Origin of the sequence: Domibacillus sp. DTU_2020_1001157_1_SI_ALB_TIR_016 (assembly GCF_032341995.1) — a bacterium.
Classification (GTDB): domain Bacteria; phylum Bacillota; class Bacilli; order Bacillales; family Domibacillaceae; genus Domibacillus; species Domibacillus indicus_A.
On the sequence record NZ_CP135439.1, the window covers coordinates 2275801 to 2298223 of the forward strand.

The 22423-nt window shown below is 44.4% G+C and carries 25 protein-coding genes; all 25 read right to left on the minus strand.

From position 1 onward, the window contains the following. Window position 1: 1 nt before the first annotated feature. The 25 genes from fliH to rpsP all read right to left on the minus strand — a co-directional run bounded on the left by fliH (window position 2) and on the right by rpsP (window position 22337). Window positions 2-760, minus strand: coding sequence for a flagellar assembly protein FliH (fliH, locus tag RRU94_RS19630; protein ID WP_315692538.1), 759 nt, complete (start codon window positions 758-760; stop codon window positions 2-4). Further along, the gene (gene fliG / locus RRU94_RS19635) at window positions 753-1766 is read right to left on the minus strand and encodes a flagellar motor switch protein FliG (RefSeq protein WP_242234424.1); all 1014 of its coding nucleotides are present in this window, start codon (window positions 1764-1766) and stop codon (window positions 753-755) included. Before fliG ends, fliH begins: the two co-directional genes overlap by 8 nt. Window positions 1767-1775: 9 nt before the next feature. Next, the gene (fliF, locus tag RRU94_RS19640; protein ID WP_315692541.1) at window positions 1776-3344 is read right to left on the minus strand and encodes a flagellar basal-body MS-ring/collar protein FliF; all 1569 of its coding nucleotides are present in this window, start codon (window positions 3342-3344) and stop codon (window positions 1776-1778) included. A gap of 36 nt (window positions 3345-3380) precedes the next feature. Then, window positions 3381-3686, minus strand: coding sequence for a flagellar hook-basal body complex protein FliE (fliE, locus tag RRU94_RS19645; protein ID WP_309087078.1), 306 nt, complete (start codon window positions 3684-3686; stop codon window positions 3381-3383). Window positions 3687-3707: 21 nt separating this feature from the next. Beyond that, window positions 3708-4160 carry a flagellar basal body rod protein FlgC gene (gene flgC / locus RRU94_RS19650; RefSeq protein ID WP_315696055.1) on the minus strand — a complete coding sequence of 151 codons (453 nt, stop codon included), beginning with the start codon at window positions 4158-4160 and terminating at the stop codon, window positions 3708-3710. Next, window positions 4157-4555 (minus strand): flagellar basal body rod protein FlgB, encoded by a 399-nt coding sequence (gene flgB / locus RRU94_RS19655; protein WP_315692542.1) that lies wholly within the window; start codon window positions 4553-4555, stop codon window positions 4157-4159. The genes flgC and flgB overlap by 4 nt, the downstream gene beginning before the upstream one ends. Before the next feature lie 235 nt (window positions 4556-4790). Continuing rightward, complete coding sequence (gene codY / locus RRU94_RS19660; protein ID WP_251270249.1) at window positions 4791-5570, minus strand: GTP-sensing pleiotropic transcriptional regulator CodY; 780 nt, start codon at window positions 5568-5570, stop codon at window positions 4791-4793. Window positions 5571-5590: 20 nt separating this feature from the next. Next, window positions 5591-6985: an ATP-dependent protease ATPase subunit HslU gene (gene hslU / locus RRU94_RS19665; RefSeq protein WP_315696058.1), complete on the minus strand. Its 1395-nt coding sequence runs from the start codon at window positions 6983-6985 to the stop codon at window positions 5591-5593. Between the two features lie 29 nt (window positions 6986-7014). Continuing rightward, the gene (gene hslV / locus RRU94_RS19670) at window positions 7015-7554 is read right to left on the minus strand and encodes an ATP-dependent protease subunit HslV (RefSeq protein WP_315692543.1); all 540 of its coding nucleotides are present in this window, start codon (window positions 7552-7554) and stop codon (window positions 7015-7017) included. A 14-nt stretch (window positions 7555-7568) separates the two neighbouring features. After that, a complete protein-coding gene (gene xerC / locus RRU94_RS19675) occupies window positions 7569-8468 on the minus strand; it encodes a tyrosine recombinase XerC (protein ID WP_309087074.1) in 900 nt (299 codons plus the stop codon). A 62-nt stretch (window positions 8469-8530) separates the two neighbouring features. After that, on the minus strand, window positions 8531-9835 hold the full coding sequence (trmFO, locus tag RRU94_RS19680; protein WP_315692544.1) for an FADH(2)-oxidizing methylenetetrahydrofolate--tRNA-(uracil(54)-C(5))-methyltransferase TrmFO: 1305 nt from the start codon (window positions 9833-9835) through the stop codon (window positions 8531-8533). Window positions 9836-9978: 143 nt separating this feature from the next. After that, window positions 9979-12057, minus strand: coding sequence for a type I DNA topoisomerase (gene topA, locus RRU94_RS19685; RefSeq protein ID WP_315692545.1), 2079 nt, complete (start codon window positions 12055-12057; stop codon window positions 9979-9981). A gap of 205 nt (window positions 12058-12262) precedes the next feature. Continuing rightward, window positions 12263-13141 carry a DNA-processing protein DprA gene (gene dprA / locus RRU94_RS19690; RefSeq protein WP_315692546.1) on the minus strand — a complete coding sequence of 293 codons (879 nt, stop codon included), beginning with the start codon at window positions 13139-13141 and terminating at the stop codon, window positions 12263-12265. A 66-nt stretch (window positions 13142-13207) separates the two neighbouring features. Further along, window positions 13208-14110: a succinate--CoA ligase subunit alpha gene (sucD, locus tag RRU94_RS19695; protein WP_242232063.1), complete on the minus strand. Its 903-nt coding sequence runs from the start codon at window positions 14108-14110 to the stop codon at window positions 13208-13210. A gap of 34 nt (window positions 14111-14144) precedes the next feature. Further along, window positions 14145-15305 (minus strand): ADP-forming succinate--CoA ligase subunit beta, encoded by a 1161-nt coding sequence (sucC, locus tag RRU94_RS19700; protein ID WP_242232064.1) that lies wholly within the window; start codon window positions 15303-15305, stop codon window positions 14145-14147. 154 nt (window positions 15306-15459) lie between these two features. Beyond that, complete coding sequence (locus RRU94_RS19705) at window positions 15460-15732, minus strand: EscU/YscU/HrcU family type III secretion system export apparatus switch protein (protein ID WP_309087069.1); 273 nt, start codon at window positions 15730-15732, stop codon at window positions 15460-15462. Then, entirely contained in the window at window positions 15729-17486 is a 1758-nt protein-coding gene (locus tag RRU94_RS19710; protein WP_315692548.1) for a hypothetical protein, read from the minus strand. The genes RRU94_RS19705 and RRU94_RS19710 overlap by 4 nt, the downstream gene beginning before the upstream one ends. A 19-nt stretch (window positions 17487-17505) precedes the next feature. Further along, a complete protein-coding gene (locus tag RRU94_RS19715; protein ID WP_315692549.1) occupies window positions 17506-18276 on the minus strand; it encodes a ribonuclease HII in 771 nt (256 codons plus the stop codon). A 73-nt stretch (window positions 18277-18349) separates the two neighbouring features. After that, window positions 18350-19204, minus strand: coding sequence for a ribosome biogenesis GTPase YlqF (gene ylqF / locus RRU94_RS19720; RefSeq protein WP_315692550.1), 855 nt, complete (start codon window positions 19202-19204; stop codon window positions 18350-18352). Window positions 19205-19229: 25 nt separating this feature from the next. Beyond that, window positions 19230-19769, minus strand: coding sequence for a signal peptidase I (lepB, locus tag RRU94_RS19725; RefSeq protein WP_315692551.1), 540 nt, complete (start codon window positions 19767-19769; stop codon window positions 19230-19232). 98 nt (window positions 19770-19867) lie between these two features. Beyond that, window positions 19868-20212 (minus strand): 50S ribosomal protein L19, encoded by a 345-nt coding sequence (rplS, locus tag RRU94_RS19730; RefSeq protein WP_315696060.1) that lies wholly within the window; start codon window positions 20210-20212, stop codon window positions 19868-19870. Between the two features lie 130 nt (window positions 20213-20342). Beyond that, complete coding sequence (gene trmD / locus RRU94_RS19735) at window positions 20343-21077, minus strand: tRNA (guanosine(37)-N1)-methyltransferase TrmD (RefSeq protein ID WP_315692552.1); 735 nt, start codon at window positions 21075-21077, stop codon at window positions 20343-20345. Then, a complete protein-coding gene (rimM, locus tag RRU94_RS19740) occupies window positions 21074-21589 on the minus strand; it encodes a ribosome maturation factor RimM (RefSeq protein WP_315692553.1) in 516 nt (171 codons plus the stop codon). Before rimM ends, trmD begins: the two co-directional genes overlap by 4 nt. A gap of 4 nt (window positions 21590-21593) precedes the next feature. Then, window positions 21594-21983 carry a YlqD family protein gene (locus RRU94_RS19745; RefSeq protein WP_315692554.1) on the minus strand — a complete coding sequence of 130 codons (390 nt, stop codon included), beginning with the start codon at window positions 21981-21983 and terminating at the stop codon, window positions 21594-21596. Window positions 21984-22064: 81 nt separating this feature from the next. Further along, the gene (gene rpsP / locus RRU94_RS19750; RefSeq protein ID WP_046175080.1) at window positions 22065-22337 is read right to left on the minus strand and encodes a 30S ribosomal protein S16; all 273 of its coding nucleotides are present in this window, start codon (window positions 22335-22337) and stop codon (window positions 22065-22067) included. Between the last annotated feature and the right edge of the window lie 86 nt (window positions 22338-22423).

The following is a 22423-nucleotide window of genomic DNA, read 5'->3' on the forward strand; positions in this document are numbered from 1 at the left end:
CTTATTCACTCTCCAGCAATTGAAGCAGCGTTTTACGCAGCTGGTGCAGCTGTGTATCAACGCCGGCATCAATTCGGCCATTGGATGTTTCAATAAAGCAGGCGTTTTCCCCTGCTTCTTCATTCGGAAAAATATAGCAGTTGATTTCATTTGGGAATAGAGCTTCTATTTCATCTTTTTGTGAAATGACCAATTCATATTTTCCTGGATGAACATGAATTTGAATTTCTTTTTGGTTTTTTGTTTCTTTTAATGCTGAACGAATGATACTCATAAAAGCATCTTCGTTTTGATCGAGCTCTGTACGCAGAATTTTTTCTGCGCAGATAACAGCAAGCTCTATGATGGTACGTTCTGACCGCTCAACATTTTTTTCGTATTCAATTTTCGAAGATGCCACGATAGAATGTGCTTCTTCAATCAGCTCTTTCATCTCATTGTATCCGGCTGCTCTTCCTTGTTCTGCTCCCTGCTGAAACGCCTGGTCATAGGCTTCTTTTTGCAGGCGTTCTTTTTCCTGCACCCAATTTTGCTGCCAGGCGGCAGATTCTTGTTCGATCCGCTGCCGCTTCGTTTCAGCCTCTTCTAAAATTCTTTGTGCCTGGCGGTTTGCTTCTTCTAACACTTGTGATCGTTCATGAGAAAAATCCGGTGCAACTGCTTCTTTTTGTTCATTGCGTGTGTAAATAGGCTTTATGCCAATGATTCGTGTACTCGCTTCTTGTTCTATCGGCCACTCATACCGTTCAAAATTAGACAATAATATCATCTCCTCCGCCACGAGCAATGATAATTTCTCCCGTTTCCTCTAGACGGCGAATCGTCGCAACAATTCGTGACTGCGCTTCTTCCACATCACGAAGCCGGACAGGGCCCATATATTCCATTTCTTCTTTAAACGTCTCCACCATTCGCTGAGACATATTACGGAAAACCACTTCACGCACTTCCTCGCTTGAAACTTTAAGAGAAAGCAGCAAGTCTTCATTTTCACAGTCGCGAATAACACGCTGAATAGAGCGGTTATCCAGTGTAACAATATCTTCAAACACAAACATGCGCTTTTTAATTTCTTCTGCCAATTCAGGATCTTGTATTTCAAGTGCATCCAAAATCGTTTTTTCCGTTGAGCGGTCTACACCATTCAGCACTTCAACGACCGCTTCCACTCCGCCTGTCTGTGTATAATCCTGCGTTACCGTTGAGCTCAATTTCCGTTCTAAAATCGCTTCAACTTCATTGATAATTTCTGGAGACGTGCTGTCCATAATGGCAATTCTTTTTGCGATATCCGCTTGAACTTCCTGCGGCAGCTCCGATAAAATCTGCCCTGCCTGCTGCGGATCCAAATAAGAAAGAATCAAAGCAATCGTCTGCGGGTGCTCATTTTGAATAAAGTTTAATATTTGTCCCGGGTCTGCCCGGCGAGCAAAATCAAACGGCCGAACCTGCAGGGACGATGTTAAACGGTTAATAATATTTTGCGCCTGGTCAGCACCGAGCGCTTTTTCAAGAACAGTTTTGGCATAACCGATCCCACCCTGGGAAATATAATCCTGCGCCAATGCAATATTATGAAATTCTTCAAACACTTCTTCTTTAATCTCGGTATCTACTTTTTTCACACCCGAAATTTCCAGTGTTAGCCGTTCAATTTCTTCTTCTGATAAATGTTTGTAAACAGAAGCCGAGTAATCCGGTCCAAGAGAAATAAGCAGGATTGCGGCTTTTTGTTTTCCGGTCAGTTTCTTCTCACGTATCGCCATATTGCCCTCCTATTCCTCAGACAGCCAAGTACGAAGCAGTTTTGCAAACTCTTCTGGTTTTTCTTTCGCCATTTTTTCTAACTGTTTCCGTCTTGTGCTGCTCTCTGTTTCAGTCAACAGTGCTTCAATCTCTTCTTCTAATTCTTCCTCGAATTCTTCTTCTTCCTCACGGCGTCTTCTTACCATCATGAAGACGAGCACACCAATAATGACAAGAAGAATAGCCCCAATGAGATATACCCACCATGGAACAGAGGATGTTTCTTCTTCCTCAAATGTAACTTTCCCATTTAATTCCTGAACTGAAACCGTAATTTTATCTTCAAGTGCCTGGTCTGTTAAATCAGTATTATAGCTTTCATCAATAGACGTTCTGACAATGTTGCCGAGCAGCTGCTGGATTTCTTCCACGCTTTGGTCAGGCATGGAGTTTGGATCATTCGGCGTTGGCGGCTCTACCATAACCTGGATACCTAAGTCCCGGATCTTATAAGGACTTTCTTTGATTTCCCGGCGAATCCGGTTTACTTCGTTATTGACCGTTTCCTCTGTCCGCTCGTAATCACCTGTACCTGTTGCTCCCTCAAGGTAAGAAGTGGCTGTGTCTCCTTCTTCTTCTGCCTGCGGAACGCCTCCTGCTCCTGCTGCATCCCCTGAATAGGTTTCGGTAATTCTTTGAGCACTGATTTGGATACCTTCCATGTTTTCTTCGTCAACCGGCTCTATCAGGTTTTCTTCTCGATTCTCCTGGGTAAAGTCAATATCGGCTGTAACTGTTGCAACCACCTTGTCCGCGCCCATCAGTGTGCCAAGCATACTTTGTACCTGCCGCTGTACATCGCGTTCCACTTGTTTTTTCACAGCCAGCTGCTGTTCGAATGAATCGCCCGAACCGCTTCCTGCACTCGCAAGGTCGTAGTATTCAAAATTTTGATTCATAATGGCAATATTTTCGACAGGAAGGTTCGGGACACTTTTGGATACTAAGTGATAGAGGGACTTAATTTGTTTTTCATCAAATTGATAGCCTGGTTCCGTATTCAGCACAACCGAAGCAGATGCTTTTTCTGCTTCATCGGTAACGAAAATTTGCTGCTGCGGCAGGTTAATCATAACCTTCGCATCTTTTACTCCATCAATCTCAGAAATAAGATTGCTAAGCTCGGTTTGCATCGCATCAAGCTTAAGAACATTAAATTCATTGTCCGTCATTCCGAACCCGGCATTTTCGCTGAAAAAGCTGTAATCGATCGTACCGGACTGCGGAAGGCCTTCAGCGGCTAGATCCACTTTAAGCGTATCGACCGATTCTTCCGGCACAAGGATACTGGTTCCTCCTTCAGTCACTTCGTACGGAATACCCCGCCCGTCGAGATTTTCTTTTACAGCACCAATCTCTGAAGGAGCAAGCTCGCTGTAAAGAGGAACCATTGTCGTTCTGTTAGTCAAAAAAACGATTAGTGACAACGCAATAACAAAAAGAGCAAAGGATGATATTCCAATCACTTTTTGTTTTTTTGACCGGCTGTTCCAATATTCTTTTATTCTTGCAAGCTGTTGTTTTATATTTTCGTTCATTACAATCCCCCGGTCACTTCATTCGGTCATGATCTATTACATCTGCATCCGCATCATTTCCTGATAAGCTTCTACAGCTTTATTACGGACTTCCAATGTTAACTGCATGGTGATGCCTGATTTTTGAGCGGCTGACATCACTTGATGGATATCGACATTTTCACCATTGATCATTTTTGCCGTCAGCGAGTTTGACTCCGCTTCCGTTTTCATGACAGTATTCAACGAATCTTTTAAAAAATCCGCGAATTTTTGCTGAGATTCATAGGGTGTAGCTGCTTTTTTTAAAGCAGATGTTTCGATCGCAGGTGTAGAAACCGCATTTAATGCTTCAATCGCCATTTAAATCATCTCCTTATTTCCTTATTTCCCAATTTCAAGCGCTTTAGTCATCATAGCCTTCGAAGCATTGAAAACCGTTACATTCGCCTCATAAGAGCGGGTTGTACTCATTAAATCAACCATTTCCCGTAAAGGGTCTACATTTGGCATGCTTACATAGCCCTCTTCATTCGCATCAGGATGTTCTGGGTCATAAACCATTTTATTAGGTGTTTCTGTATCTTCAATGATTTTAGTCACTTTTACACCGTTTCCTGCTTCCTGGCGGTTTGACGCCATCTGCAAAAAGCTTGAAAACGAATTTCCTTTCGGCTGCAGCACAACGGATTTACGCTGATAAGGCTGCCATTCTCCATCCACGAGCTTTGCCCGGGTAGATTCAGCATTTGCCATATTAGAAGAAATAACATCCATACGCAGACGCTGTGCAGTCAGGGCAGATGCCGTAATGTTCATTCCGTTAAACATATTTATCTGCCTCCTTTTATGATATTTGTCAGAGAAGCATACTTTGAACTAAGCCGGTCTGTCAGTGCATTATAATAAATTTGATTTTCTGCCATTTTGGACATTTCGGCATCTAAATCTACACTATTTCCATTTTCGTTGTAGGACATATTTCGTGCAGTCATAATGACATGGTTTGGTGATTGAGCGGAAAAATGAAAATGACGCTGATCCGTTCGGTTATTTTTAAAATCATTTTGATTATTTTCCAATATTTCCTTGAAGTTTACCTCTTTAGCCTTATAGTTTGGTGTATCGACATTGGCAATATTATCAGCAATCGTTTTTTGCTTTAAAGCCGCGTAATCCAAACCTCGTTCTAAAGAAGTGATTGAATTTGAAAACAGGTTCAATTTAACCACTCCAGTACCTTGAATTCTTTAGTTATTTTGTTAATAAATTATACACTTAAAGAAATATAACATAAAAGACATTTTTCGACACCTACTTAACAAAAATAACAAAAAAATTTCATATTTCCTATAACTAAAGAATAAATTGACATAATACTCTCATACTTAAACATTTTTGGTATTATTATCATAAAAAAATCGACAAAAAAACACCTGCAGTATTTGTTACTGCAGGTGTTTTCTGTTAATTTGATTTCAGTTTTTCCAATTCCATCAAGAATTTATTGTTTAGGACTTTGATATATGTGCCTTTCATACCAAGCGAACGTGATTCGATCACCCCGGCACTTTCAAGCTTACGAAGCGCGTTTACAATAACAGAGCGGGTAATGCCCACACGGTCTGCAATTTTAGACGCAACCAGCAGTCCTTCTTTCCCATCTAATTCTTCGAAAATGTGCTCGATTGCTTCCAGCTCGCTGTAGGAAAGAGAGCTGATGGCCATTTGCACTACCGCTTTACTGCGGGCTTCTTCCTGCATTTCTTCCGCTTTTTCACGAAGAATTTCCATTCCAACGACTGTTGCTCCGTACTCCGCTAAAATCAAATCATCATCATGGAATTGTTCTTCTAATCGAGCCAGTACAAGTGTACCAAGACGCTCACCAGCACCTACGATCGGTACAATCGTTGTTAAGCCGTTTTGAAACAGCTCCTTGTTTTCCACTGGAAAAGCGGTGTATTCACTGTTTACATCTAAGTTGGATGATGTTTCAGTTAAATTAAACAGGCTTTTTGTGTATTGCTCTGGAAATTGGCGTTCAACGAGCATTTGTTTCATTCGCTCGTTTTCAATTTGCTGGTTTACGCCAAAGCCAAGCAGTTTTCCGCGGCGGCTCACGACAAAAATATTCGCTTCAATTACTTCAGAAAGGGATTCAGCCATTTCTTTAAAGTTCACCGTTTTACCTGCCGCGTTTTGCAGCATTTGATTAATTTTTCTTGTTTTCTCTAAAAGATTCATGATGCAGTTCCTCCGATTGATTATAAAATAAATTCGCTTAAATCTTTGTTCTGTGAAATAGCAGATAATTTCTCATCTACGTATTGCGGTGTGATTGTGATTTTTTCCATCGTAATGTCTGGTGCTTCAAAAGATAAATCTTCAAGCAGCTTTTCCATGATTGTATGCAGACGGCGGGCACCGATATTGTCTGTTTCACTGTTCACATGAAAAGCAATTTCGGCCAGGCGCTGAACAGCTTCATCTGTAAATTCAACATGGATGCCTTCTGTTTCAAGCAATGCTTTATACTGCTTAAGAAGCGCATTATCCGGCTCTACTAAAATTCGAACAAAATCGTCTGTTGACAGCTTCTCTAATTCAACCCGGATCGGGAAGCGCCCTTGCAGCTCTGGGATTAAATCAGACGGCTTAGACATGTGAAAGGCGCCTGCTGCAATAAATAGAATATAGTCTGTTTTAACCGTCCCGTATTTCGTCACAATGGTTGACCCTTCTACAATTGGCAGAATGTCGCGCTGAACTCCTTCGCGTGAAACATTGGCTCCTGAAGATGCACCGCCTTTTACCGCTATTTTATCCACTTCATCAATGAATATAATCCCGGTTTGTTCGGCACGTCTAACTGCTTCCTGTGTAACCTCATCCATATCAATCAGCTTTTGGGCTTCTTCCTGTTCCAGTACAGAGCGGGCGTCTTTCACAGCAAGCTTTTTCTTTTTCTTTTTTTTCGGCATCAGTCCGCCAAGAGCATCCTGCATATTCATCCCCATTTGCTCCATTCCGGAGCCTTGAAACAAATCAAACATAGAAGGCGGCTGCTCTTCCACTTCCACCGTAATGGTTTCATTTTCAAGTTCTCCGGCTGCAAGCTTTTGCTCAACTGCACGGCGTTTTTCAAAAATAGACATATCTTCAGTTGAATCATCTGGTTCTTCCTGCTGGCTGTTCTGTCCTCCAAACAGCATTTCAAACGGATTTTTAACCGATGTGCTTTTTTTGCGTGATGGAACAAGCAGCTCGACAAGACGGCGGTTTGCCGCTTCTTTGGCCGGTTCCTTTACTTCGTTCATCTTTTCTTCTTTGACGAGCCGGACGGCCGTTTCAGCCAAATCCCGCACCATTGATTCAACATCCCTGCCGACGTAGCCCACTTCGGTAAACTTTGTGGCTTCCACTTTAATAAATGGCGCACCTGCAAGCTTGGCCATACGACGGGCAATTTCTGTTTTCCCCACCCCAGTCGGCCCAATCATGAGTATATTTTTCGGCACGACTTCATCACGAATCGCTTCATCAAGCAAACTTCTGCGGTACCGGTTACGAAGCGCAACAGCGACAGACTTTTTCGCTTCTTTTTGTCCTACAATATATTGATCAAGACGCTCGACAATTTGGCGCGGTGTCATATTCATCGTATTTGGCTTCATTTTTTCACTCCTCACTACAGTTCTTCCACAATAATATTATGGTTCGTGTATACACATATATCTGCTGCCGTTTTCAAGGCGGCTTCTGCAATTTCCGCCGCAGTCAGCCCTACAGCATATTGCTTGAGTGCCCGTCCTGCTGACAAAGCATAATTCCCGCCCGATCCAATCGCTAAAATGCCGTCATCCGGTTCAATGACTTCGCCTGTACCCGATACAAGGAGTAAATTGTCTTTATCCATCACGATCAGCATGGCTTCCAGACGGCGAAGCATTTTATCAGTACGCCACTCCTTGGCAAGCTCGACAGCTGCCCGCTGCAGATTGCCGCTGTATTCATTCAGTTTTTTTTCAAAAAGCTCAAATAACGTAAACGCATCCGCAACTGATCCGGCAAAGCCAGCGACGACTTTTCCATTAAAAAGGCGACGTACTTTTTTAGCCGTGTGCTTCATTACAACCGCGTTGCCAAACGTTACTTGTCCATCTCCAGCCATCGCTGAAGATCCATTGTGCTTAACAGCAAATATCGTTGTTGCATGAAATTCTCCCACTTCTTCTCTCTCCTTTATGCACGTGGATGATGATTGCGGTATGTATGCTGCAGGTGTTCTTTCGTAATATGTGTGTACATTTGGGTAGACGAAAGGCTGGCATGCCCAAGCAGCTCCTGTACCGTTCTCATATCCGCGCCGTTATTTAACATATGCGTTGCGAACGTATGCCTTAGCATATGCGGATGAATTTTCCCTGATAACGAAGCTTTTTGAATTAAATCATTTAAAATATGGCGGATTCCGCCAGTCGTGATTGGCGCACCCCTGAAGTTCACAAACAATTTACTATGTTCATTTTTCTTCATTAAAAGGGGCCGGCTGTTTTGATTGTAATGTTCCACAGCCTCTGCTGCAAAACTGCCGTATGGCACGTACCTTTCTTTCCCGCCTTTTCCATGGACGAGAAGAACACCGAGGCGCGCATCCAAATCGGGCAGCTCAATCGCCGCACACTCACTGACACGAATACCCGTCCCGTAGAGGATTTCAAGCAGCGCCCGATTTCGGATAGACAGGGGATCTGTCCCTTCTGCCGCTTCAAATAGCTCCCTCATTTCCTCTTCATAAAAAAAAGACGGGAGCTTCTTTGTTCCTTTCGGCCGATGCACAAGCAAAAACGGATTTTCCGTTACGACATTTTCCCTCATTAAAAAACGATAAAACCCGCGAAGGGCCGATATTTTTCGTGAAACAGACGCCCGCGCCATTTTTTTCTCATGAAGCAAGGTTAAATATAAGCGCGCTGTTTGATGCGTTACATCTGTTAATTCTGTAATAAGCTGTTCATTCATGAACATAAAAAAGTGCTCCAGATCATCACGATAATTCTTTACCGTATGAACAGAGCTGTTTTTTTCAATTTGCAGGTAAGCAAAATAAGAGTTTGTATAATTTTTGAAAAGTTTAGACATTTTCCCACCTCACAAAAGGGCTACTACATAATAGCATATGTCAGCAGCCCTTCGCAAGAAATTTACAAACTTTTCGAAAAAGTTTGAATTGTTTCTAAAGCCCGCCCAGCGAGCGCTTTGTACCGTTCTTTTTTGCCTTTAATTTTCTCTGGCAACGCCGGGAACAACCCAAAGTTGGCATTCATCGGCTGAAAATTATCCGGGGATGTATGCGTAATATAGTGTGCCATGCCGCCAATAGCTGTTTCCTGCGGTGCGGTTACCGGATCCTGTCCAAGTGCCAGCCTTGCAGCATTAATTCCTGCCATTAAGCCGCTTGCCGCTGACTCTACATATCCTTCTACGCCAGTCATTTGTCCGGCAAAGAAAAGTGTTGGACGGCTTTTTAGCTGATAAGTTGGCAGCAGCGCTTTTGGTGAATTAATAAACGTATTGCGGTGCATTACTCCGTAACGAACAATTTCAACATTTTGAAGTCCCGGAATAAGCTGAAGCACTTCTTTTTGCGGCCCCCATTTCAAGTGGGTTTGAAAACCAACAATGTTGTAAAGTGTTCCGGCTGCGTTATCCTGGCGAAGCTGCACTACTGCGTATGGGCGCTTTCCTGTACGTGGATCTTCCAGTCCGACCGGCTTCATCGGGCCAAACAGCATGGTTTTCTTGCCCCGGCTGGCCATAACTTCAATCGGCATACAGCCTTCAAAGAAAATTTCTTTTTCAAATTCTTTTAACGGCACCGTTTCGGCCGCGATCAATGCTTCGTAAAAACGGTCAAACTCTTCTTCATTCATCGGGCAGTTTAAATAAGCCGCTTCCCCTTTGTCATAGCGGGATTTTAAATACACAATATTCATATCAATACTGTCTTTTTCAACAATCGGTGCTGCCGCGTCATAAAAGTATAAATATTCTTCCCCTGTAAGCTCTTTTATTTTTTCAGCTAATCCGCTCGTTGTCAGAGGACCTGTTGCAATAATGGTAATCCCTTCTGGAATTTCCGTTACTTCTTCATTAATCACGGTTACATTCGGATGATTTTTCACCCGCTCTGTTACGTGTCCCGCAAATTCATGCCGGTCTACAGCCAGTGCACCGCCCGCCGGAACCGCACATGCATCTGCTGAACTGATAATCACTGAATTTAAACGGCGCATTTCTTCTTTTAACACGCCAACCGCATTTGTCAGCCCGTTTGCCCGCAATGAATTGCTGCACACAAGCTCGGCAAATTTATCTGTATGATGCGCTGGTGTTTGTTTAACCGGGCGCATTTCGTATAAGCGGACCTGCAAGCCCCGTTCTGCTATTTGAAAGGCGGCTTCGCTGCCCGCAAGTCCCGCTCCGATTACGTTAATTGGTTGATTCATCGTTGTTTCCCCCTGCTTTAAAGGTACGTACCCGTATGTCCATTAAGCATTGTACACTACCTGCTTGTAGAAAAAAAGCAAAATGTTGTTGTCCATGCAAAAAGCCGCCTTGTTTTGCTCCAAACAAGGCGGCTTTCACCACTTTAAGACTGCGGCTGTTCCTTATAATCACATTCTGTGCATTGAATCTGCACGCCTTTTTTCAGCTTTTTCTCAACGAGCAGTTTTCCGCATTTCGGACATGGGCGCTCAATTGGCTTATCCCACGATAGAAAATCGCATCCAGGGAATTGGTCACAGCCATAAAAAATACGCCGTTTTTTACTTTTTCTTTCTATTATATTACCTTCTGCACACTTAGGGCATTTCACACCGATTTCTTTTACAATGGCTTTTGTATTTCGGCAGTCCGGGAAGTTACTGCATGCCATAAACTTCCCGAAGCGGCCCATTTTAAAGACCATTTCATGGCCGCATTTTTCACAATCCTCACCAGCAGGCTCATCCTTTATTTCAACCTGTTCCATTTCTTTTTCTGCTTTTTCCAGATGGCCTTCAAAGCCCTTGTAGAACTCATCAATAACGGCTGCCCATTTTTTAATGCCTTCTTCTACATTATCAAGGTCACGTTCCATTTTCACCGTAAATTCCACATCGATAATATCCGCAAAAAACTCGGCCATCAATTCGTGGACGATCGTTCCCAGTTCTGTCGGAACAAAACGCTTATTATCCAGTGCCACGTATCCGCGTTTTTGAATCGTGTCAAGAGTAGGTGCATACGTGGACGGACGCCCAATGCCGAGCTCTTCCAGCGTTTTAACAAGACGGGCTTCTGTATAACGGGGCGGCGGCTGAGTAAAGTGCTGCTTTGGATCAATTTCCTTTGATTGCACCGTATCCCCTTTTTCGAGATTTGGCAGAAAGTTTTCTTTTTCTTCTTTTGTGTCATCCGTACCTTCTACATATACTTTCATAAAGCCAGGAAACTTTACTTTTGACCCCGTTGCCCGGAACATCACATCACCGTTTACAATATCTGTGCTGACGGTATCCATTACAGCTGCGGCCATTTGACTCGCGATAAATCTCTCCCATATGAGCTTATAAAGGCGATGCTGATCCCGCGAAAGAAAATCTTTCAGTGCGGACGGCTCACGCATCGTGCTGGTCGGACGAATCGCTTCATGGGCATCCTGGGCACCTTTTTTCTTTGATTCGCTTTTTTGCCCCTGCTCTTTCACATATTCTTTTCCATAATGAGCAGTGATGTACTCCAGGCTTTCCGACTGCGCTACTTCCGAGACGCGTGTTGAATCCGTTCTCATATACGTGATCAAACCCACCGTGCCTTCCTTGCCAAGGTCGATTCCTTCATACAATTGCTGGGCGAGCATCATTGTTTTTTTCGCTCGAAAATTTAATTTGCGTGCCGCTTCCTGCTGCAGCGAAGAAGTGGTAAACGCAGCAGCTGGATTACGCCGGCGTTCTTTTTTTGTAACGGTTTGAATCGAAAACTGATTCCCTTCAATCGCAGCCAGCACTTTTTTTACATCGGCTTCTGATGAAAGCTTTTCTTTTTTGCCATTTAACCCGTAAAAAGAAGCATTGAATGTATCCGTTCCTTTTGTAAATTCTGCTTCAATGGTCCAATATTCTTCTGGTACAAATATTTTAATTTCATTTTCACGATCAATCACAAGGCGAAGAGCCACTGATTGAACACGTCCAGCACTCAGGCCCTTTTTTACTTTTTTCCACAATAACGGACTGATATTATAGCCGACAAGCCGGTCAAGAATCCGCCGTGCCTGCTGGGCATCCACCAAATCCATATTAATTGGCCGCGGGTGCTTAAAAGATTCCTTGATCGCGTCTTTGGTAATCTCGTTAAATACGACCCGGCAGTCAGAGGCAGTATCAATGTTTAGTGAATGCGCCAAATGCCAGGCAATCGCTTCTCCTTCGCGATCCGGGTCAGCCGCGAGGTAGATTTTTTTCGCTCTTTTGGCAGCTGTTTTTAGTTCTTTTAAAACCGGGCCTTTGCCGCGGATCGTAATGTATTTTGGATCATAATTATGTTCTATGTCTACGCCCATTTGGCTTTTCGGCAAATCCCGAACATGCCCCATGGATGCGCGCACCTTGTATTTTTTCCCGAGATAGCGTTCAATTGTCTTCGCTTTCGCCGGGGACTCTACTATTACTAAATAATCTGACATAAGATAAAGCCTCCCCGAGAGGTAAAATGAATAATTAGACATATTATTATGCGGTTATGGTTTGTTTGTCAAACGTTTCTTTATTTGTGCTATTCATTTTCATTCTCTATTTATTACAAAACAGGACATGGTTTGTAAAAATCATTCTGTTGCAAAATTTATATGATATAAACCTGAATTGCAACTGTTTTCGCGAAAAGTTTTTTTATTCCTGCCTCCATTCCGATAAAATATCGTCAGCACCATGAACAATTTTGGCTCCATCCGCAATTAGAGCATGCACACCTTCCGAAAGCGGATGAGTAATTGGTCCTGGTACTGCAAATACGTCAATGCCTTGTTCAAGTGCAAAAGAAGCAGTGATAAGTGAACCGCTTTTTTTAGCTGCTTGTACGACTAACACACCCTTTGATAATCCACTGATGATCCGATTTCGAGCTGGAAATTGCCATTTCTCCGGCTTTCGGTTCGGTGCGTATTCAGACAAAATAAGACCTTGCCTGGAAATGCGATGTGCTAATGGTTTGTTTTCTTTTGGGTAGAAATGACTAAATCCGCCCGCAATAACCGCAATCGTTTTGCCGCCTGCCCGAAGGGCAGCTTCATGTGAAAAAGCGTCGATTCCTTTAGCAAGCCCGCTGACGATTGCAATATTTCTTTTGACTAAAGCAGGGACCAGCATTTGCAGTACTTGTTTTCCGTATTCATTTCCATCACGGGCCCCCACAACAGCAAGCATATTCCGGCTGCTCATAAGGGCCGTTTCTCCCATAGCAAATAAGCCCCATGGAGGCTGTGGGAGCATTTTTAATGGTTCAGGATATTGCGGGTCAAAAATGGGAATAAAGGTTGTAGAGGACTCCAATAAAGAAGAATAAAGATGATGATAGGAAAGAGAATGAAACCCGCTTAAAATGGTTTCTGCTTGTCCAATCGAACGGTTTGTGGCGGCAGCAAATTCTGCGGCTGTCATGCGGGGAAGATGGCTTAAATAAGGATCATTTTTTAATAATACATATTGGTCTTTCCAGCTGATACCTGGACAGTACTGCAGTTTTAAAAGATGCTTAGTTGTATGGTGCAACGCATTTCCCTCCCTTAATACATGCAAAGAGAGACGCCTGAGTAACTCAGGCGTCTTCGTTTTCGATTAATGTGTTTTGCATTCTTCTAAAAGTCCTTGCTGCTCAAGAACTTTAATTAATGTTTCACCCATAACAGACGGAGTTTCCGCTACTTGAATGCCGCATTCGTTCATAACACGGATTTTTTCGTCAGCTGTTCCTTTACCACCTGAAATAATCGCACCAGCATGGCCCATACGCTTTCCTGGAGGCGCTGTACGTCCGCCGATAAAGCCGACAACTGGTTTCGTCATGTTGGCTTTTACCCACTCGGCTGCTTCTTCTTCTGCTGTACCGCCGATTTCACCAATCATGATAACGGCTTTTGTTTCCGGATCTTCATTGAATGCTTTTAAGACATCAATAAAGTCTGTTCCGTTCACCGGGTCACCGCCGATACCAACAGCTGTAGACTGGCCGATTCCTGCTTGTGTTAACTGGTGTACAGCTTCGTACGTAAGTGTGCCGGAGCGTGATACAACACCAACATGGCCTTTTGTATGGATATACCCTGGCATGATACCGATTTTGCACTCATCCGGTGTGATAACACCTGGGCAGTTTGGCCCAACAAGGCGCGTTTTCTTACCTTGCATATAACGTTTTACTTTTACCATGTCGAGTACTGGGATATGTTCTGTAATACAAATAGCAAGGTCAAGATTTGCGTCAACCGCTTCCAAAATCGCATCTGCTGCGAATGGAGCCGGTACGTAAATAACAGACGCGTTGGCACCTGTTGCCTGCACGGCTTCTTGAAGCGTATTAAATACCGGTACGCCTTCTACTTCAGTGCCGCCCTTACCAGGAGTAACACCGCCAACAATTTTCGTTCCATATTCAAGCATTTGTTTTGTATGGAAAAGGGCAGTAGAGCCCGTGATGCCCTGAACAATTACCTTTGTATCTTTATTAATGAATACACTCATGCCTATACCTGCCTTTCTATTGTCAACATCCTGATTATTTTACGAGACTAACGATCTTTTGCGCGCCATCTGCCATAGAATCTGCTGAAACGATGTCAAGACCTGACTCGTTCAAGATTGCTTTACCGGCATCTACATTCGTACCTTCTAAACGCACAACAAGTGGTACGGACAGGCTTACCTGCTTCGCAGCTTCTACCACACCTGTTGCAATAACGTCACATTTCATAATGCCGCCGAAAATGTTAACGAAAATACCCTTTACATTTTCATCAGACAAAATAATTTTAAATGCTTCTGTTACTTTTTCAGCTGTTGCGCCGCCCCCAACATCAAGGAAGTTAGCCGGATCGCCGCCATAATGCTTGATAATATCCATCGTTGCCATGGCAAGACCTGCACCGTTTACCATGCAGCCGATATTTCCATCAAGGGCAATGTAGCTGAGGTCATATTTTGATGCTTCGATTTCTTTTGCATCTTCTTCTTCAAGATCACGATATTCTAAAATGTCTTTATGACGGTATAGAGCATTTGAATCAAAATTCAATTTTGCATCCAGCGCCATTACTTTTCCATCACCTGTTACAACAAGCGGGTTAATTTCAGCAATAGAGCAGTCTTTTTCTACAAACGCAGTGTAAAGGCTCATCATAAATTTAACAGCTTGTCCAACAAGTTCTTTCGGAATATTGATATTGAACGCAATACGGCGGGCCTGGTATGCGCTAAGGCCAGTTACTGGGTCAATATACTCTTTAAAGATTTTTTCTGGTGTTGCTTCGGCTACTTCTTCAATCTCTGTTCCGCCTTCTTCAGATGCCATTAAAACAACTTGAGACGTTGCGCGGTCCAGCACTAAGCCGATATAGTATTCTTTTTGAATGTCGCATCCTTCTTCAATAAGAAGGCGCTTTACTTCTTTGCCTTCAGGACCTGTCTGGTGCGTGACTAACACTTTACCGAGGATTTCTTGTGCATATGTACGTACTTCATCGAGATTCTTTGCGACTTTAACGCCGCCCGCTTTTCCGCGGCCGCCCGCATGAATCTGTGCTTTGACAACGTTTACTGCTGTGCCAAGTTCTTTTGCTGCTTCAACCGCTTCTTCAACGGAAAACGCAACTTTCCCATTCGGCACGGCAACGCCGTAGCTTCTGAGAACTTCTTTCCCTTGATACTCATGAATATTCATCTTCCAGCCTCCTATCGGTCTCAAAACATAGTCTTTTTGCAAAACAGACTGCGACTTCATTGTAGAGAAAAATCTGAATTATGTCCAGGTTTTGAACATAAAAAATCTGTTCTTTTTTCAAGAACAGACATTTTTCGCAAAACGCTTACAATGTTTATTTATCAAGGGACTGATCAAGACGGTATACAAATGCGAATACTTCGGCTACCGCTTGATATAAATCTTCTGGAATCGCTTCATTTATTTCGAGTTGTCCCAGCAGCTCAACAAGCCCTGGATCTTCTTGTATCGGAATATTATTTTCTTTTGCAGAGGCAATAATTTGATCAGCGATGAGTCCTTTCCCTTTTGCTTTTACAACTGGTGCTCCCACTGAGTCTGGATTATAAGAAAGAGCGGCGGCCTGCCTCCGGTTTGGCTGGTTCATATGCGTATATCCACCCCCATATAACGATCATCATCCATAATGCGGGCAAGCGGCGGCTTTTCCTTTTCCAGCGCCGCTGGTTCCTTGAACGAAACGCCAGACAAGCGGTATCCGCCTGCTTCAAGGGCCTCTTTCAACGAATCAACAGCCGGGCTGCTTATTTTTTTCAGCAGCGGGCCCGGAATTTCCGCGGCAATGTGCAAATACACAATCCGGTTTTGCACCTGCATGTCAATGACCGTTTGTTTTAAACGCGGCATTTCCACATAAAACAATACACGGCAAAAATCAGCGTCAATTTTTCCGTCTGCTTTTTTCTTTCCTTCCCACTTGATCGTCACATCGCCTTTAAATTCACCAAATTGCAGGGGAGACTGCAGCACCAGCTGCTGAACAGGGCCAGATTCGGCAGACAAAATATGCTGTGCATTAAGACGGCCAACCAACTGCTCAGCAGCTTCTTTAATGGGTGCCGGCATTGTATCTGACATGAGCTTGATCAGCTCCTGCTTAACAGTCTGCGGAGCGTTTTGGATATTTTCTCTCGAGGCAAGAACGGCTTCGTGGTCCACTCCAAGAAAGCGGAAGGCATCACGTAGAACCGAACTTGCCGGCGGTTCCTCAAAAGAAAGCGCATCGGTACCGATCAATACAGCCATTCTTGCCGCGGCCTGGTCAGGAAGGGATACAGCGGCAGAAGAAGCCAGCTGAAGCAAGGATGCAGCCGTTCTTTGAGAAAGGGACTGTCCCGTTTCAAACCCGTCTGCGAGCTGTGCCAACTGCTGCATCAAAGCCGGTCGTTCGGGATGCCCAAGAGGGAGGGATAAAGAAAGAGCCTGCTTAAAAGCGGTAACTGCTTTTTCAGACACAGAACTTCCAGTCAGCTGGGACAGTGCTTGTTTAAGCAGCTGGACAGGGCGAAGTTCCGTCTTCTGGTTCAAAGATGGCTCAGAGCTTCTGGCAATCCCGGCAAGCAGTGCTTCTCCATGCTGGGCTGCTAAAGAAGGATTTGCAGCCATTGATTGGCCGAGTACCCGGATGGCTGCCGCTTTTTCGGGCGTATCGGTACCTTGCAGCGCTGAAGCCAGCTGAACCGCTTTTTCATTGGCTGTGCCTTTAAAAGCAAATGTCTCTGCTGTTTCACCAAGCAGGCGGCCAATCGCTTTGGCTGCCTCTGATTGTTTAAAGCCATTTTGTACGAGTAATTGCTGTAAAGAACCTAATTTTTCGGTCATCGAACCCGTTGAACGGGCAGCCGCCAGGGACTGGAAAACATTTTCTGTTATCGGCAAATGACGGCTCAGCATAAATCGGACTACTTCTATCCCTTCTGCTCCAGACTTCCCAAGCCATCCTGAAGCGGTTTGGATCAGAGATTTTGAAAGAGCTGTTCCATTTTGGAGAGCTGCTGCTGTAAAAGCCATGTTTTCTTTCGTTGGCTGCAGTCCCATTTTTTCAAGCAGGACAGACACTTGATCGGCTGGAAGCTTTGCTGCCGGGTTTTCTGCAAGTACACGGAGTGAAACACCCCGATCCAAAGAAACCACTTGAAACGTGTAGCGCTCTCCTGCTTGCAGCGGTGTTTCAAGCTGTGCGGTCAGCTTTTGGCCAAGCGCTGCGATTTCAGCCATTTGTCCGGGTAAAAGCTTGATGGTTTTACCAGAAAAAATATGACCTTCTTTCAATATGTCAATCGGGCTGCGCGCCTCTTGCAGCCGCACGCCTCTTTGAAGGGCCTGCTGCCCAATTTCCATAGAATGCTCCTCCTGCTTTTTATAGTGTGTGCATATCTTTTACAGGCGCAAATGTTTTGCGGTGCTGCGGCGTTACGCCAAATTGCTTTAATCCTTCAATATGCTCTTTCGTGCCATATCCCATATTCTTTTCAAATCCATAGCCGGGAAATTGGGCTGCATATTCTTTCATGAGCCGGTCACGAGTTACCTTGGCAATAATAGACGCTGCGGCAATAGACGCACTTTTAGCGTCCCCTTTTATAATAGCCTCCTGGCTGATGGCAGCCGGCAGCGTCATCGCATCGACAAGCAGGTGATCCGGCTGCTTTGGAAGTGATTCTACTGCAAGCATCATCGCTTTTTTAGCAGCTTCGTAAATATTGATTCGGTCAATTTCTTCTGCGCTGACAATACCGACGCCGACTGCCGCTTTTTCTATTATCAGCGCATATAGTTCATCACGGATGGATTCTTTTATTTTTTTAGAGTCATTTAATCCTTCTGGCAAAAAACCATCCGGCAGAATACATGCAGCAGCTACTACAGGGCCTGCAAGGGGCCCTCTGCCCGCTTCATCAATGCCGGCAATGCTTTGCATCCCCCGCTTCATTGCTGCCCGCTCATACGCCATCATTTGCTTCAGGCGCTCCTGTTCATCCTTTTTCTTTTGAAGACGGCGCCTGCACGCTTTCACAGCTGCCTGTACGCCCCTTCTTTCATCTTTCTCCCACCGGGCCAGCTGTTTGTCTTCTAAGCTGCTGACAGCTGCGAGCTGCTGTTTAATTTGGGTAATCGTTTCCTTGCACATGTTTTCTTGGCTCCTTATCTGTATTATCGGCTTTTTTTCTTTTTTTTCCACAAAAAAACGTGAAGGAAGTCCTTCACGCTTTTTGTGGCGGAATATCAAACGTAAGGCGGCCAAACTGCGTTGTACGCACATCACGAATAATTACATCCGTTACCTTGTCGTAATCAATGCCGCCTCCTGTAGACAGGCAGCCGCGCCGTTCACCAATTTGTTCAAAAACAACCGCCATGTCTTCCGGAAGTTCTCTGTAGCCATAGCGCTCTTGAAGCCGCGACGGATACTCGCTCTCTAAAAAACGAAGCCCCCAGATCGCCACATCCTGCAAATTCAAGATCGCGTCTTTTATGGCACCCGTCAAGGCCAATTTGTAGCCGATTTCCGGGTCTTCGAACTTTGGCCATAAAATACCCGGCGTATCCAAAAGCTCCAGGTTTTTAGCCGTTTTAATCCACTGCTGTGCTTTTGTTACGCCTGGCATATTACCGGTTTTGGCAATATTTTTTTTTGCAATCCGGTTAATGAGTGTTGACTTGCCGACATTTGGAATACCAACAATCATCGCTCTTATTGCCCGCGGCTTCATTCCCCGTGCGCGCATTCGATCCCATTTTTCTTTTAAAATGCTCTCAGCTGCTTTTACAATTTTGTCGAGTCCGCTGCCCGCCTGCGAATTCACCGAAACGGCTTCAATGCCTTTTTCTTTGAAGTAAGCAATCCACTCTTTTGTCATAACCGGATCTGCCATATCCTCTTTGTTTAAGATGACAAGCCGCGGCTTCTGGTTTAAAATCTCATCGATCATCGGATTGCGCGAAGACAAAGGCAGGCGCGCATCCACCAATTCAAAAATGATATCAACGAGTTTTAATTTCTCTGTTACCTGCCGTCTTGCTTTGGCCATATGGCCTGGAAACCATTGTATTGTCAAGCGTACACATTCCTTTCGAGTCCGTTTATTCTACAAGATGAATTTGGTCAAACGGCCAGTAAACAAGTCTGGTTTCACCGACAATCTCATCAATTTTAACAGTACCGATATGGCGGCTGTCTTTACTGAAACGGCGATTGTCGCCCATCACAAAAATCTCGCCTTCCGGCACGGTTTCCTGGCCGGTAATTTCAGCTAACGTAAAGTCAGGGGTCAATGGACCGTCGGTTACTTCGCTCTTATATTCATCCAAATACGGTTCTTCTATAGCTTTCCCATTCACGTATAAAACGTCATTTTTATACTCAATGGTGTCTCCCGGAAGACCTATGACTCGTTTTATGTAATCTTTCTGTTCGGGCGCATGAAATACGACAATGTCGAAACGGTCCGGATCACCAAGTTTATTCACAATCATCCGATCCCCGCTTTCAAGTGTCGGCATCATCGAAAGACCGTCGACCACAATCGGCGCAAATATAAAATACCGGATCAGGGCAGCAAGCCCGACCGCGATCAGCAGCGCTTTCGTCCATTCCCAAAATTCATTTTTTCCTTTAGCCATGCTGGCACCACCTTCAATTCAAGTACACTTATCATATCATGATGGTCGTAAAACCTGAAAGAAAAAGGAGTCTGCAGGCAGACTCCTTTGCTCTCTTATTATCGAATTTCTTTAATACGCGCTGCTTTACCGCGTAGGTTACGCAAGTAGTACAATTTCGCACGACGAACTTTACCACGACGCATAACTTCGATTTGTGCGATTTTTGGTGTGTGAAGCGGGAATGCACGCTCAACGCCCACGCCGTAAGAAATCTTGCGGACTGTGAATGTTTCGCTTACGCCGCCGCCGCGACGCTTGATTACAACGCCTTCAAATACCTGAATACGCTCACGTGTACCCTCGATAACTTTAACGTGTACACGAACTGTGTCTCCCGGACGGAAAGCTGGAAGATCAGTACGAAGCTGCTCTTGTGTCAATTCTTGAATCAATTGGTTCATTGTGTTTTCCTCTCCTTCTAACAAATGTTCATACCCGCGCAATCACGACAGCGGAACACCGTTTTAATGCAGCGTGTTATTTTACACACTGACTATGAAATTTTATCATAGATTCCCCACTAAATCAACGTTATTTTTCGGATTCCCATCGCTTAATTTTTTCTTTTTCCTGATCGGTTAAATTCATTAAATCCAGCAAATCAGGCCGCCGTTCCCACGTGCGCTTAAGCGACTGCTCTGCACGCCACTCTTCAATATGCTTATGATTGCCCGATAGAAGGACATCCGGCACCTTCATGCCTCTAAAGTCGGCTGGACGTGTGTAATGGGGGTGCTCAAGCATACCGGACGAAAATGAATCCAGTACGGCAGACTGTTCATTTCCAAGCACGCCCGGCAGCAGACGGACCACGCTGTCCGCTATGACCATTGCCCCCAGTTCACCGCCAGTCAGCACGTAATCACCGATCGAAATTTCGTCGGTTACAAGGTGATTGCGGACCCGTTCATCATAGCCTTCATAATGACCGCATAAAAAAATCAAATGCTGTTCTTTTGAAAGCTCTTCTGCTTTTTTTTGCGTATAACGCTCTCCCTGCGGGCACATTAAAATAATGCGCGGAGCTGCCTCCGCTTCCCCCTTTAACGCTTCTACCGCGTCAAAAAGAGGCTGTGGCTTAAGCACCATTCCCGCACCGCCGCCGTACGGATAATCATCGACCACTTTATGCTTTCCTTCCGCAAAATCCCGAAAGTTAACCGCCCGAAAAGACGCTTTATTTTTTTCGGATGCTTTTTTCATAATGGATGAAGAAAAAACGCCCTCGAACATTTCCGGAAATAGTGTCAGCACATCGATCTTCATTCAAGCAGTCCTTCCATCGGATCGATTAAGATCAGCTTTTTCTCTTTGTCGATCGATTTCACTACATCATTAATGTAAGGGATATAAAATGTCTTGCCCTCGCCTTTTACGACCCACACATCGTTTGCACCCGGTGACAGCACTTCAGTTACTTTGCCAACTGTATCGCCTGACATCGTTTCCACCTGACAGCCGACGATTTCATGAAGGTAAAATTCTCCGTCATCCAGCTCGCCAAGGTGGGTTTCATGTACTTTTAATATCGTTCCCTTGAAGGCCTCTACATCCTCAATGGAGGGACGCCCTTCGAAAGTCAGCAAATCAAAATTTTTATGGGTGCGATGTGCAGCGACTGTAACCGGGATGCCTTCTTTATCCCCTTTTTTAAAAACCGCGAGCTCACTGCCTTTCTTAAATCGCTTCTCTGGAAAATCTGTTTGTGACATGACGCGGACTTCTCCCCGCAAACCATGTGTATTGACGATTTTCCCCACATTAAACCACTTGCTCATTTTTTCACTCCTCGGTGCGAATTTCTACAATGACGCTATCTTTTACAACAATCGTGCCGCCGGTTTTTCCATAGAAGCGGTCTCCGGGCTTAACTTCCACAATGGATTGGATATCCCGTTCTTTTAATTCTGTCCCAAGAGGCAGCCCTTTTAACTGGCTGATTTGAAATTCAACCATTTCCAGCTTTTCATGACGCTGGTCAATTTCCATTTGATAACGGCCCGCCGCTTCCGCCCGCTTGGAGCCGCCGCGCTCCGCTTTTTTCTTTTCAAACAGCAGCTGGGCTGTTTCCCGCTCTAACCGGCGTTTTTGCTGCTCGTATGCATTCATACGGCTTTGTTTTAGTGACTCTGTCACCACTTGAACGACTGATACGGTTTGTAAAATATGCATCCCACCGCTCCTTTTTATGGAACAAAAATGGCAATTCCCCAAAAGAAAGATTCTTTTGGGGAATTGATGTTTCGCAATAACTTACTTGCTGTATTTAGCATTGTGGAATTTTTCCAAAATGCCTTCTTTTGAGAAAAGATTGCGAACAGTATCAGATGGTTTTGCACCATCTTGAAGCCATTTAAGCGCAAGCTCTTCATTGATTTTTACTTCTGCTGGCTGAGCAACCGGATTGTATGTTCCGATTGTTTCGATTGAACGGCCATCACGCGGCGCGCGGGCGTCAGCTACTACGATACGATAGAATGGGGATTTTTTTGCACCCATACGTTTTAAACGAATTTTTACTGCCATGCTAATAAGCACCTCCGAAATAGTTTCACACAAGATAGAATCATATCAAATACTTTAAGTGTTGTAAAGTGTTTTTTCTTTACAGT